This is a genomic window from Brevundimonas sp. 2YAF1, from assembly GCF_052114745.1.
Lineage (GTDB): Bacteria > Pseudomonadota > Alphaproteobacteria > Caulobacterales > Caulobacteraceae > Brevundimonas.
In genome coordinates this window covers 63,989-76,515 of record NZ_JBFRFI010000010.1, presented here as the reverse complement: position 1 = coordinate 76,515, position 12,527 = coordinate 63,989, and the positions used below count along the sequence as shown (strand labels likewise).

14 protein-coding genes and 2 pseudogenes are annotated in these 12,527 nt (G+C 66.6%); 7 read left to right on the top strand and 9 right to left on the bottom strand.

Annotation, left to right across the window (positions count from 1 at the left end; genetic code table 11):
• Positions 1-216: 216 nt before the first annotated feature.
• Positions 217-1,221 (bottom strand): cobaltochelatase subunit CobS, encoded by a 1,005-nt coding sequence (gene cobS, locus AB4Y68_RS13345; protein WP_441456240.1) that lies wholly within the window; start codon positions 1,219-1,221, stop codon positions 217-219.
• A 59-nt stretch (positions 1,222-1,280) separates the two neighbouring features.
• Entirely contained in the window at positions 1,281-1,709 is a 429-nt protein-coding gene (locus AB4Y68_RS13340; protein ID WP_441456239.1) for an organic hydroperoxide resistance protein, read from the bottom strand.
• A 131-nt stretch (positions 1,710-1,840) separates the two neighbouring features.
• On the opposite strand from AB4Y68_RS13340, the gene AB4Y68_RS13335 reads away from it, so the two are divergent.
• Positions 1,841-2,110, top strand: coding sequence for a hypothetical protein (locus AB4Y68_RS13335; RefSeq protein ID WP_441456238.1), 270 nt, complete (start codon positions 1,841-1,843; stop codon positions 2,108-2,110).
• Here the strand turns inward: AB4Y68_RS13335 and AB4Y68_RS13330 are convergent.
• The gene (locus AB4Y68_RS13330) at positions 2,070-2,741 is read right to left on the bottom strand and encodes a J domain-containing protein (RefSeq protein ID WP_441456237.1); all 672 of its coding nucleotides are present in this window, start codon (positions 2,739-2,741) and stop codon (positions 2,070-2,072) included. The genes AB4Y68_RS13335 and AB4Y68_RS13330 overlap by 41 nt on opposite strands.
• Positions 2,742-2,801: 60 nt before the next feature.
• On the opposite strand from AB4Y68_RS13330, the gene AB4Y68_RS13325 reads away from it, so the two are divergent.
• From AB4Y68_RS13325 to AB4Y68_RS13300, 6 genes and pseudogenes are all read left to right on the top strand, one after another.
• Complete coding sequence (locus AB4Y68_RS13325; protein ID WP_441456236.1) at positions 2,802-3,089, top strand: BolA family protein; 288 nt, start codon at positions 2,802-2,804, stop codon at positions 3,087-3,089.
• 102 nt (positions 3,090-3,191) lie between these two features.
• Positions 3,192-5,000, top strand: coding sequence for an ATP-binding protein (locus tag AB4Y68_RS13320; RefSeq protein ID WP_441456235.1), 1,809 nt, complete (start codon positions 3,192-3,194; stop codon positions 4,998-5,000).
• 91 nt (positions 5,001-5,091) lie between these two features.
• Complete coding sequence (locus AB4Y68_RS13315) at positions 5,092-6,015, top strand: mechanosensitive ion channel family protein (protein WP_441456234.1); 924 nt, start codon at positions 5,092-5,094, stop codon at positions 6,013-6,015.
• A gap of 3 nt (positions 6,016-6,018) precedes the next feature.
• Positions 6,019-7,035 (top strand): threonine aldolase family protein, encoded by a 1,017-nt coding sequence (locus tag AB4Y68_RS13310; RefSeq protein WP_441456233.1) that lies wholly within the window; start codon positions 6,019-6,021, stop codon positions 7,033-7,035.
• 43 nt (positions 7,036-7,078) lie between these two features.
• Positions 7,079-8,062 (top strand): annotated as a pseudogene (locus tag AB4Y68_RS13305) (ABC transporter transmembrane domain-containing protein); the annotation flags it as partial.
• A 197-nt stretch (positions 8,063-8,259) separates the two neighbouring features.
• Positions 8,260-8,971 (top strand): annotated as a pseudogene (locus AB4Y68_RS13300) (ATP-binding cassette domain-containing protein); the annotation flags it as partial.
• Here AB4Y68_RS13300 and AB4Y68_RS13295 read toward each other — a convergent pair.
• The 6 genes from AB4Y68_RS13295 to AB4Y68_RS13270 form a co-directional block, all read right to left on the bottom strand.
• Positions 8,959-9,441, bottom strand: coding sequence for a chemotaxis protein CheE (locus tag AB4Y68_RS13295; protein WP_441456232.1), 483 nt, complete (start codon positions 9,439-9,441; stop codon positions 8,959-8,961). The pseudogene AB4Y68_RS13300 and the gene AB4Y68_RS13295 overlap by 13 nt on opposite strands.
• On the bottom strand, positions 9,438-10,013 hold the full coding sequence (locus AB4Y68_RS13290; protein WP_441456231.1) for a response regulator: 576 nt from the start codon (positions 10,011-10,013) through the stop codon (positions 9,438-9,440). The genes AB4Y68_RS13295 and AB4Y68_RS13290 overlap by 4 nt, the downstream gene beginning before the upstream one ends.
• 88 nt (positions 10,014-10,101) lie before the next feature.
• Positions 10,102-11,052, bottom strand: coding sequence for an acetyl-CoA carboxylase carboxyltransferase subunit alpha (locus tag AB4Y68_RS13285; protein WP_441456230.1), 951 nt, complete (start codon positions 11,050-11,052; stop codon positions 10,102-10,104).
• Positions 11,053-11,136: 84 nt separating this feature from the next.
• Positions 11,137-11,304: a type II toxin-antitoxin system HicA family toxin gene (locus AB4Y68_RS13280; protein ID WP_441456245.1), complete on the bottom strand. Its 168-nt coding sequence runs from the start codon at positions 11,302-11,304 to the stop codon at positions 11,137-11,139.
• A 29-nt stretch (positions 11,305-11,333) separates the two neighbouring features.
• Positions 11,334-11,558 (bottom strand): DUF1902 domain-containing protein, encoded by a 225-nt coding sequence (locus AB4Y68_RS13275; RefSeq protein WP_441456229.1) that lies wholly within the window; start codon positions 11,556-11,558, stop codon positions 11,334-11,336.
• A 17-nt stretch (positions 11,559-11,575) separates the two neighbouring features.
• Positions 11,576-12,478: a site-specific tyrosine recombinase XerD gene (locus AB4Y68_RS13270; protein WP_441456228.1), complete on the bottom strand. Its 903-nt coding sequence runs from the start codon at positions 12,476-12,478 to the stop codon at positions 11,576-11,578.
• Positions 12,479-12,527: the final 49 nt, after the last annotated feature.

Sequence of the window (12,527 nt, the reverse complement as noted above, 5' to 3'; positions counted from 1 at the left end):
CGGACGCCGGGGTCCAGTTCTGTGGCTGCAAGCGGGGCGCATGGGGCTCGCACTGGATCCCGGCGTCCGCCGGGATGAACGGGAAAATGGTGGGGAACCCCTCATCCGTCGGCCTTCGGCCGCCACCTTCTCCCGCAAGGGGAGAAGGATACTTAAGAGCGCTAACGCCCTTCGGGCTGCTTGAGCGTCTTCTCCAGCAAGGGGAGAAGGAAGAGGTTACCCCACCTTCACGCGCGTCGCGGCTTCCGGCAGATCCTCGCCGAAGGCGCGCTGGTAGAACTCGGCGATGGTGGGGCGTTCCAGTTCGTCGCACTTGTTCAGGAAGGTCAGGCGGAAGCTGAGCGCCAGGTCGCCGCCGAAGATGATGGCGTTCTGGGCCCAGGTGATGACCGTGCGGGGCGACATGACGGTCGAGATGTCGCCGTTCATGAAGGCGTTGCGGGTCATGTCGGCGACGCGGACCATGGCGGCGATGCGGCGCTTGCCATCGGCGTCGTTCCACTCGGGAATCTTGGCGGCGACGATCTCGGCTTCGACGTCGTGGTCGAGGTAGTTCAGGGTGGTGACGATGTTCCAGCGGTCCATCTGACCCTGGTTGATCTGCTGCGTGCCGTGATAAAGGCCCGAGGTGTCGCCCAGGCCGATGGTGTTGGTGGTCGAGAACAGGCGGAACCAGCGGTTCGGGCGGATGACGCGGTTCTGATCCAGCAGGGTCAGGCGACCCTGGGCCTCCAGCACGCGCTGGATCACGAACATCACGTCGGGACGGCCGGCGTCGTATTCGTCGAACACCAGGGCGACCGGGCGTTGCAGGGCCCAGGGCAGGATGCCCTCGCGGAACTCGGTGATCTGCTTGCCTTCTTTCAGGACGATGGCGTCCTTGCCGATCAGGTCGATGCGGCTGATGTGGCTATCCAGGTTCACGCGCACCAGCGGCCAGTTCAGGCGGGCGGCGACCTGTTCGATGTGGGTCGACTTGCCGGTGCCGTGATAGCCCTGAACCATGACGCGGCGGTCGAAGGCGAAGCCGGCGCAGATGGCCAGCGTGGTCTGCGGATCGAAGCGGTAGCTGTCGTCGATCTCGGGCACATGGCTGTCGCGCGTGTCGAAGGCCGGCACGAGCATGTCGGAATCGACGCCGAACGCCTCCCTCACCGTCACCTTGCGGTGCGGTTCCAGCGTGACCAGGGGATCGGGCGAAGCGTCGAGGGGAGAGGTCATGGCTCCCATCTAGTGCCCCCGCGCGCGCGGCTCAACACGCGCGCGAGGAAACTGGACGGTTATTCCGCCGACAGCGCCACGTCGACGTTGCCGCGCGTGGCGTTGGAGTAGGGGCAGAACTGATGCGCCTGCTGGATCAGGTCGTCGATAACGGCGCGGTCGAGGCCGTGGTCGGTGATCCTGAGCGCGACATCAAGGTTCAAGCCTTCGCCGCGGGTGTTCTTGCCGATGCCGATCCCGGCGGTGACTTTCGTGTCCGGGGCGACGGGGGTTTTCGCCTTACCCGAGACCAGGCGCAGGGCGCCGAGAAAGCAGGCGGCGTAGCCGGTGGCGAAAAGCTGTTCGGGGTTGGTCCCGACGCCGCCCTTGCCGCCCATTTCGGTGGGGACGGACAGGTGAACGTCGATCTTGCCATCGTCGGTGGCCGAGCGACCCTCGTCGCGACCGCCTCCCGAGGCCGTGGCGTGTGCACGATACAAGACTTCCATCAGGCGACTCCTTTGGCGTTTCGAGGAACCGGATATGGGCGTCAGCAGCTCAGAAACAACGGTTCTGTGATTCGTGTAATCCACAAGGGGGTGTTAATAGTTTGTTCATCGCTTCCGTCGGGGAAGGTGCCATGAACACGCACACGCAGTACTTCTGCTACGTTTATCACGCGCCCGAAAGCACGCCGCTGATGTTCGCGTTGGACGCGGACAGTTTCCCCGAAGCCGTGCAAGAAACGCGGATTCGGTTGCTGGATGAAAACGGCGACGCCGCCTTCGCTGAAATCTGGGACGGCTCAGGCGAAGGGGCGATGACCCGCGTCGCCGGCCAGCCTCGGTCGGGCGGACTACTTCGTTCGCTCAGGCGTGCCCGGCCTTCTTCAAGGTTTTCCAGGCCTTGATGACGCGCTGAAGCTTGGCCTCGGCGCCGCGGTCGCCGCCGTTGGTGTCGGGGTGGAAGCGCTTCAGCATCTCATGATAGCGCGCCTTGATGGCCGCCTTGTCGACGCCGGGCTTCAGATCGAGGTCGGCCAGGGCTGCCCGCTCGATCTTGCCGATGCGGTGCACCTCGGGCGCGGCGGGGCCGGCCTGGTCCTGGGTACGGCGGCCGAACAGGCCGAAGCTGTCGCGCCAAGAACCCGCGCCCTCGGTGTTGGCCGTGCCCATCTTGGCGGCGAAGGCGGCGGCTTCGCGCGTGTTCTTGCCGGCCTTCATCTCCCAGGTCGGGCGGCCGCCGGTCATGGCCTCGTTTTCCTGGGCGGCGCGGACCTGGCCCTCGCTCATGCCGGCGTAGAAGTTCCAGCCCTTGTTGTACTGGCCCGCATGCGGCTGACAGAAGTCGTAGAAGTCAGCCAACTGCTCGCGCGACTTGGGCGCCTTGGCCGTCGCCGGGCGGCTGCAGTCCGGCCACTGGCACGGCTTCTCGCCGGGCTTCAGGTGCAGGACATCGGCCTCGGCCTGTTCCTCTTCCGGCTTGGGCGGCTTCACTCGAATATCGGTGAAGCGGGGTTTGTATTGAAAAGACGCGGACATCGCCCGAAGTGTAAGCCTGATTTGGACAGCTTCAAGGAACGACCGATGTCAGATGGCCCCGTGGCGGCACTTATCCGCGAAAAACTGACGGCAGCCTTCGCTCCAGCGCGGATCGAGCTGGAAGACGACAGCTGGAAACACGCCGGTCACCACCATGAGGGCGGCATGGACGCCAAGGACGGCGGCGAGAGCCATTTCCAGCTGATGATCGTGTCGGACGCTTTCGAGGGGCAGGGGCGGATCGCGCGACAGCGGGCGGTCAACGCCGCGCTCAGGGACGAGTTGTCGGGACCGGTTCACGCGCTTTCCATCCGTGCCCTGACGGTGCGCGAGGCCGCTTCAGCCTAGGCGGTGTGCCGCTTTGATACGTAAATGTCCTCATTCATCTCGTCTTAGAACCTTCATCCTAGCGTTTGGCTCGAACTGATTTGCAAAGGCGGGGGCTAGCGAATGGTGGAATCTGACGGGATCAAGGGACTGGACGGACAAGCGCCCGGTGAAGCCGCACAGGCGCTGACCGCGATCCTGCAGACCCACTATCTGCGCTATCTGATCATCGTCAGCTGGGCCGTCGGCGTGATCGCGACCGTCGGCATGGTCCAGGGAACGGCGTGGTTCGTCGCCACCCTGGCGGCCGGCGCCCTGCGCGGCGAGGTTGAAAAGCGTGTCAGCCAGCGTGTCGGCGCCGGCTGGGGCATGGTGTTCCCGGCCGTGGCGACGGGCACGACGGCGGTCTGGGCCGTGGCCCCGCTGATCGCCTGGTTCTCCAAATCGCCCTTTGGCCATGAACTGGCCATCGCCTTGCTGGTGTCGGGCTATGTGCTGGTGTTCGCCCAGCTGCGCAGTTCGCCGCGTCAGGCGATCATGATTTCCTCGCCCTATGGCGTGGCGGCGGCGATCATCGTCGTCAGCCTGCTCGGCGGGCCGTTGTTCTGGCCCTTCCTCGCCCTGGTGCCGTTCACGGCCGCGAGCCTGTTCGTCCTAGTGACCATGACCATGCTTCGCGAAGAGCGCATCCGCGCCTTCCAGACGCATCAGTCCCATCTGATCGAGGAGCTCGAGACCGCGCGCGACAAGGCGGACGCGGCGAACCAAGCCAAGTCCAGCTTCCTCGGCGTCATTTCGCACGAACTGCGCACGCCGATGAACGGGGTGCTGGGGGCGGCGCAGCTTCTCAGCGCCACGCGGCTTGAGGGGACGCAACGCGAGTACCTCTCGATCATCCGCAACTCGGGCGACAACCTGTTGAGCCTGCTCAACGACATCCTCGACATGACCAAGATCGAGGCGGGCAAGATGAGTTTCGACGTGGTCGATGTTCAGATCGAGGATCTGCATCGCCGCATCATCGGGCCCTTCGTGGCCCAGGCCGAGGCGAAGGGGCTGAATTTCATCTCGACGTTCGAGGGCGAGATGCCCGCGGTGGTTCGCGGCGACCCTCTCCGTGTCTGTCAGGTGGTGCAGAACCTGCTTTCGAACGCGGTCAAGTTCACGGATCAGGGCGACATTCGCTTCAACGTCTATAGTCGGCGCATTTCCGACCGCCGCGTGGCGTTCGAGTTTTCGGTCACCGACAGCGGGTCGGGCATTTCCACGGAGGACCTGGATCGGCTGTTCCAGCCCTTCACCCAGGTCGACAACTCCTCGACGCGTAAATTCGGCGGCACGGGGCTGGGCCTGACCATCGCGCGGCGCATGGCGCAGATCATGGGCGGCGACATCACGGTGACCTCCACCCTGGGCGAAGGGTCGACCTTCACCCTGGCGGTCGAGGGCGAAGTGGTCGAGTGGAGCCGCCCCGAGATCGCCGAGGAGATCGACGCCGATATCGCGAACAGCCATGATCTCGACGTGCTCGTCGTCGAGGACCATCCGGTCAACCGCATGATCCTTGAGGCCTGGATGGGGTCGGCGGGGCACCGCACCAGCACGGCCGAGAACGGCGAACTGGCGGTCGAGGCGGCGAGGAACCAGCGCTTCGACCTGATCATCATGGACGTCAACATGCCGGTGATGGACGGTCTGACGGCGACGCGGCTGATCCGCGAAGGCGGGGGCGTGAACGTCGATACGCCGATCGTCGTCCTGTCCGCCTCGGCGCGTACCGAAGATCATGAGGCGGGTATGGCCGCCGGCGCCGACGCCTATATGAACAAGCCTATCGATTTCCGCGGCCTGGCGGTGCTGATGGGGCAGGTGCAGGGCGGTCGCGGGGCAATGCACAAGCTGGTTGAAGTCGAGTCCGCCGCAGCAGCCTGAAGCTCTAGTCTCCGATGGTCCCGGGGATATTGAGTGAAAAGCCCGCCCTCGAGGGCTTCCATTCGCGGGGGCAGGCGCTAGACCCAAGGCCATGTCTTTCTTGCATGAAACACTGACGCAGACGGTCGCCGTGGGTGAAAGGCGACTGACCGTCGACGCCGCGATTTTGGCCAAGCTGGCCGACATGGCCGGCGATCTGGCGATCAATCTGACGATCGCGGCGTTGATCTCCGTCGCCACCCTGTTTGTGGCGCGTTGGGCGGCTGGCGTGACGCGGCGGGTGCTGGGCCGGATGCGGGCCTTCCGTCATGACCAGACGGTGCTGAGCTTCGCCGCTCAGGTCGTGCGTGTCGTGATCATCATCATCGGCATGATCGCCGTGCTGCAGCGTCTGGGCGTGCAGACGACCTCGATCATCGCGGTTCTGGGCGCGGCCTCGCTGGCGGTGGGTCTGGCCTTGCAGGGCACGCTGTCGAACGTGGCGGCGGGGGTCATGCTGCTGATGCTGCGGCCTTACCGCGTCGGTGAGGCGATCGACGTCGGCGGCGCGTCGGGCACGGTCCAGAAGCTGGACCTGTTCACGACCCAGCTGACGAACGCCAACAACCACAAGATCGTGATCCCGAATTCCAAGGTCCTGAGCGACGTCATCATCAATCTGACGGGGCAGAAGACGCGCCGGATCGAAATCAAGTTCACCGTCGGCTATGGCGAGAACCTGAAGACAGCGTCCAGCATTCTGGCGGGGGTGGCGGCGGCCCACGGCAAGGTGTTGGCCGATCCGACGCCGTGGACCGGCGTGACGGCCCTGAAGGAAAGCGCTGTGGAAATCACCCTGCACGCTTGGGTCAAGGTCGGCGACTGGTGGCAGACCCAGGCCGACCTGATGCAGGGCGGCAAGGAGGCGCTGGACGCCGCCGGAATCGAGATACCCTTCCCGCATCAGGTCGAGGTGCCCGCGAAGGACGCCAAATTCGCTCGCGTCGTCATGGCGCCGGCAGAACAGGAAGGCTGACTCGTGCGCTACGATTTCGGATCGGACAACACCGCCGGCATGGCGCCGGCCGCCCTGAACGGCCTGATCGGGGCCAATACGGGCTTTGCCCGCGCTTACGGCGCGGACGAGACCTGCGCGCGGGCCGCGGACTTGATCCGTCAGCGTCTGGACGCCGATGCGGAGGTGCGGTTCGTGTTCAGCGGCACGGCGGCCAACGCCATCGCCGTGTCCATGCTGGCCCAGCCCTATGAGGCGGTGCTGACGCACCACGCGGCCCATATCTGCACCGACGAGACGGGCGCGCCGGGCTTTTTCGGTCACGGCGTCGGTCTGATCGGCCTGCCGGGCTATTCGGGCAAGATCGAAACCGTGGCGCTGCGCGCGGCGCTGGACGAACCGGTGGTGGGTCATCGCCAGCCAGCGGCGGCGTTGAGCGTGACCCAGGCGACGGAATACGGCGCGGTCTATTCCGAGGAAGAGCTGCGCCACCTGATCGAACCGGCGAAACAGGCCGGGCTGGGCGTGCACATGGACGGGGCGCGGCTGGCCAATGCGGTCGCGGCGGGCTTCGACCTCAAGGACATTCCGCGTCTGGGCGTGGACATTCTGGTGTTCGGCGGGGCCAAGGCGGGGGCGAACTGCGCCGAGGCTCTGGTCATCTTCGACAAGAGCCTGACGCGGCGGATCGACAACCGGCTGAAGCAGGCCGGGCAGACGGCGTCCAAGGCACGCTTCCTGGCCGCGCCGATCCTGGGCCTGCTGGAATCCAACGCCTGGGAGGACGGCGCCGCCCACGCCAATCTGATGGCCCAGCGTCTGGCCGACGGCATCGAAGCCCGCTCGCCTTTCGTGCTGGCGCATCCGGTCGAGTCCAACGCCGTCTTCGTGCGGATGCCGGACGACGCGCATCAGAAGCTGAACGCCCTGGGCTGGGCCTGTTACCAGTTCGACGACGGCTCGGTGCGGTTCGTCTGTTCCTGGGCGACGACCGAAGGCGCGGTCGATGAACTGCTCGAAGCTATCGCGAGCCTGAACTGAATGTCGCTTTCGTTCCGGCGCGGCGAGACCCATATGCTGGAGCATGGCGATGCGCGGTGAACGATCCGGTCGACGGGGCGACTCCACGGTCAAGGCCATGACCGCCGGGCAGGCGCAGACGAAGCAGGAGGCGCCGCCGACCCTGCAGGCCTTGTCCGACCTGCTGCGCGTCGTGGGCCGTTCGGGCGCGCCCCAACTGCCGTGGCGCATCACCGGGGCCATCGCCCTGACGCTGGCGGGCAAGGGGCTGGGCGTGCTCGCGCCCCTGATCCTGGGCGCGGCGGTCAATCATCTGGCGGCGGGGCAGGGCGCAGCGGCGGCGGTCGGTTGGGGTTTCGCGGGTTTCGCCGTGGGTTGGGCCCTGGTGCGGTTCCTGTCGGCGGCCACGCCGCAGCTGTCGGACGTGATGTTCGCTCCGGTTCGGGCCGCCGCGCAGCGCAAGACGGCGGCTGAGACCTTTGCTCATGCCCTGAGCCTGTCGCTGGACTTCCACCAGACCAAGCGGTCGGGCGCCCTGTCGCGGACCATGGACCGCGGTTCGCGCGCGGTGGATTTCCTGCTGCGCATCCTGGTGTTCAACCTGGGACCGACGGCGGTCGAACTGGTTCTGGCGGCGGCGGTGCTGAGCGGCAAATACGACTGGCGCTTCGGCGCGGTCGCGATCGGCGTGGTGGCCGTCTATGCGGCGACGACCTTCGCCATGGCCAACTGGCGGCTGGAGCATCGCCGGGCGATGAACGCCGCCGACAGCGAGGCGGCGGGTCTGTCGGTCGACGCCCTGCTGAACTACGAAACCGTCAAGTCGTTCGGCGCAGAGAGCCGGGCCGCCGAGGCCTATGACCAGTCACTGTCGACCTATGTGGATGCGGCGCTGAAGGCCAACACGTCCCTGGCGGTGCTGAACCTGATCCAGGGCCTGATCATGAACATCGGCCTGGGGATCATGGCCGTCATGGCCGGGTTCGAGGCGGCGGCCGGTCGGATGGGGCCGGGCGACGTGACGGCGGCGGTGCTGATCATGATCTCGCTGTATGCGCCGTTGAACATTCTGGGCTTCGCCTACCGGGAAATCCGTCAGTCCTTCATCGACATGGAGGAGATGCTGAAGGTGACGCGGCAAGCGCCGCAGGTGGCCGATGCGACCGATGCGGTGGATCTGCCGCGCCCCGCCAGCGGGCATGGGGCCGAGATCGTGTTCGACCACGTCGGTTTCCGCCACGATGCGCGGACCAGCGGTCTGGACGACGTGAGCTTTGTCGCTCCGGCAGGCACCACCACGGCCCTGGTCGGGCCGTCGGGCGCGGGCAAGTCCACCATCGTCAAGCTGGCGTTACGTCTGCTGGACCCGCAGGAGGGGCGGGTGCTGATCGACGGTCATGACGCCCGGGCGGTGACGCAAAGCTCTCTGCGCGCGGCGGTCGCCCTGGTGCCGCAGGACGTGGCCCTGTTCAACGATTCCATCCGCGCCAACATCGCCTTTGCTCGGCCCGAAGCCGACGACGCTGCTATCTGGGCCGCGGCCGAGGCGGCGGAACTGGCCGATTTCATTCGCAATCTGCCCGAGGGCATGGAGACGCGGGTGGGCGAAAGAGGCCTGAAGCTGTCGGGCGGCGAGCGTCAGCGGGTGGGCATCGCCCGCGCCCTGCTGGCCGATCCCTGCATCCTCATCCTGGACGAGGCGACCAGCGCCCTGGACAGCCGCACCGAGGCGGCGATCCAGAAGACGCTGCGCAAGGCGCGGGCGGGCCGCACGACCCTGGTGGTCGCGCACCGGTTATCGACCGTGGCCGACGCAGAACAGATCCTTGTCCTTAAAGCCGGACGGATCGTCGAGCGCGGGGCCCACCATGAACTGGTGGCGCGTCAGGGCGGCGAATACGCCAGCCTGTGGCGCAAACAGACGCGCGGAGCGAAAAGCCAGGCTCAGTCGGGCTGAACCCCGCCGGGGACCTTGGCTTTCAGCACGTCCTTGAGGCTGGCCAGAACCTGGGTGCGGGCCTCGGCGGCTTCACGGGGAAGCGTCAGCAGCAGACGCAGGGCCTGGGCGTGGACGGTGACGATGCGCCAGTCGAAGGTCTTGTCTTCGGGCGCGGCGTCGATCAGGTCGCACAGGTTGGCGGCGGCCGTGCACAGGTCTTCCAGTTCGAACGGCCCGGCGGCGTCGATGACGGCGCTGGAATGGTCATAGGCCCGATCCAGAACCCGAGAAACTTCGTCCGGCGACGCGGCCGGCTGCAGGAGGGCCAGAGCGGCGACCTGCTCCTCGATGACCGCGCGGCTGCGCGCTTCCATCTCGGCCAGATTGGCCTTGGCCTGGGCCAGGGCGACGCCGGCGCTGACGCCGCCGGGCAGGTCAATCAGGGTCGACAGGCGCGCGCGGCGGCGGTTGTGCGTGATGACGGTCATAGCTCGATCGACGCTCTGCGTTGGGCTTCGAATTCAGCCTTGCGGATTTCCACGGAACGACGCTCCAGCCCCTTCCAGGGTTCCGAACGGAAGCGGCGATCAGGTCCGAAATAGTCGCCGACCTCGAGGAAGGGGCGGGTGTCGCGGGCGACCCAGACGATCCGTTCCAGCAGGACGCCCGCGCTGAAGGGCTTGGTGATCAGGAAGTTGGCGCCGCAGTCGCGCGCCTCGGACACCTTGGAACGGCGGACGTGGGCGGCGGTCATGATGACGGGGGCGAAGGCGTTCGGTTCCAGTCCCGACCGGCGCAGCCAGCGCACGAACTCATAGCCGGTCATGCCGGGCATTTCGCAGTCGACCAGGATCAGGTCGACGGGTCGGTCGCGCAGCACGCCGATAGCCTCGGCGGCGCTGCTGCATGAGTGGCGGACCTTGATGCCGAAGCCGAGTAAGGCCTGGGACGTCAGTTCCAGGGCGAACGGCGAATCGTCGATGACCATCGTCACCGCGCCGTCGAAGTTGAACACCGCGCTTTCGCGCAGCGATTCGCCGACCCCGTTCATGCCGCGCATGAAGAGGCCCTGGCGTGCAGAGGGGAGGAGGAGGCGAATCGCATGGCGTCAGCTTCGACGGCGCAGGGCCGTCGTGCAATGCGCAGGATCAGCTCAGACGGCCGATAGCGTAGAAGCGATCGGCGCGCGCCTTGCGGATTTCGTCCGCCGACAGCGACGACAGCGCCTGCAACTCTTCTTCCAGCACGTCGCCGACCGACTGGATGGCCGTCTCGCGCGCGGTGTGGGCGCCGCCGAGCGGTTCCGGAATCACGCGGTCGACGATCTTCATCGCCATCAGATCGGGGGCGGTGATCTTCATGGCCATGGCGGCGTCCCTGGCGCGGGTGCCGTCGCGCCACAGGATGCCGGCCGCGCCCTCGGGCGAGATGACCGAATAGATGGAGTGTTCCAGCATCAGCACGCGGCTGGCGGCGGCGATGGCGATGGCCCCGCCCGAACCGCCTTCGCCTGTCACCGTGGCGATGGAGGGGACGCCCAGGGTCAAGCCGCGTTCAGTCGAACGGGCGATGGCTTCGGCCTGGCCGCGCTCTTCGGCGCCGAGGCCCGGATAGGCGCCGGCAGTGTCGACGAAGGTCAGGACCGGCAGGCCGAAACGCTCGGCCATGTCCATCAGGCGCACGGCCTTGCGATAGCCCTCAGGGCGAGCCATGCCGAAATTGTGGGTGATGCGCGTCTGGGTGTCGTGGCCCTTTTCGTGGCCCATGATCACGACCGACTGGCCGCGGAAGCGCGCAAGGCCGCCCAGGATCGCCTGGTCGTCGCCGAACTGGCGGTCGCCGTGCAGTTCGACGAAGTCGGTGAACAGGCCGTCGATATAGTCGATGAAATGCGGGCGCTGGGGGTGGCGCGCGACCTGGGTGCGCATCCACGGGTCGAGATTGGCGTAGGTCTTGACGCGCAGGGCGTCGGCCTTCTTGCGAAGGGCGGCGATCTCGGTCTCGAACGAGCCGCTGGTGGGCGCGAGCAGCGACAGCTCCGCGATCTTGGCTTCCAGCTCGGCGATCGGCTTTTCGAATTCGAGGTAGTGCGTGGCCATCAGGCGTCCGTGAGGAGGAAGCGCGCTTGGCGCTACGGAAAGCGGCGGAACCTAGAGCCCAGAACGCCGCGGAGCAAGCGGGGTTCAGAAGGCCTTGGGCAGGCCGGCCTGTTTAAGGATTTCATTGGCCATGTGCCGGAGGGGTTTGGAGGGGACCGTGACCTGAACGCCAGTCTGTCCGTTTCGCCATTTCTCGTGACTGCCCTTGCCTCCCGGAATCGGGGCGAAGCCAGCGTCACGCAGCAATCTCACCAAGTCCCGGTAGTGATCGCTGACCAATTTTAGGCGGCCGCGAGGTCGAGCTGTCGGGAGGCTTCAAAGCGGATGGCGACGGGTTCGTGGATATCGAGATTCGAGGCGAGGAGGTCGGGCGCGAAATGCCGGATCAAATCCTCGAATTCTTCCAGCGTCTCGGTCTGAAGAACCAAGCCGGGAATATCGGTTTCGCTGTACCAAACCTTGGCCTCAGCGTCCCAAAGCGCCTTGACGTAGAAGGATCGTGCCATGGGCGGACTATGGCCCTTCAGTCGTCATGCGCCAAGGGGTGCTTGGAGTGGACGACCTGGGACAGGCGGTCGACAGCGACGTGGGTGTAGATCTGGGTGGTCGAGATGTCGGCGTGGCCCAGCAGGGTCTGGACCACGCGCAGGTCGGCGCCGCCTTCCAGCAGGTGGGTGGCGAAGGCGTGGCGCAGGACGTGGGGGCTCACGCGGGCCGGGTCGATATTGGCCGTCAGCGCCGCCTGATCCAGAAGCTGGGCGAAGCGGCGGGGCGTCAGATGGCCGGTCTTGCCGCGCGAGGGGAAGAGCCAGACGCTTTCGGGCGTATTCGGTTTGCGCGCGGCGTCGCGGGCGGTCAGCCAGGCCTTGATCGCCTCGCGCGCGGCGGCGTTGAGCGGGGCCAGCCTCTCCTTGCCGCCCTTGCCGCGCACGATCAGATAGGCGGGATCGCGACGCACCGCCTCGACCTTGAGCCCCAGCAGTTCTGAGACGCGCATGCCCGAGGCGTAGGCCATCTCGACCAGGGTGACGAGGCGAATGCCCGCCGCGCTGTCGGCGGCGCCCGCCGCAGCCAGCAGGGCCTCGATCTCGTCGCGGCTCAGGGTCTTGGGCAGACTGCGACCCTGTTTTGGCGCGTCGATGCGGCGAGAGGGGTCGTCCTTTCGCCAGCCTTCGCCCAAGGCGAAACGGTAGAACTGGCGCACGGAAGACCGTCGGCGCGCGGCGGTGGCCGCTGACAGGCCGCGTCGCGACAGGTCGGCGAACCAGGCCTCCAGCGCCGCTTCATCTGCGGCCATCAGGCCGCCCGCGTCGCCCAGCCAGGTCTCGGCGTCGGCCAGATCACGGCCATAGGCGGACAGGGTGTGGGGCGAGGCGTCGCGTTCGACGGCCATCATCTCCAGAAAAGCCTCGACCTGAGGCGTCATGCGGCGCGCTCAACACGGGTGTGGAGCGAACGCGTGTCTCGTGTAGAGG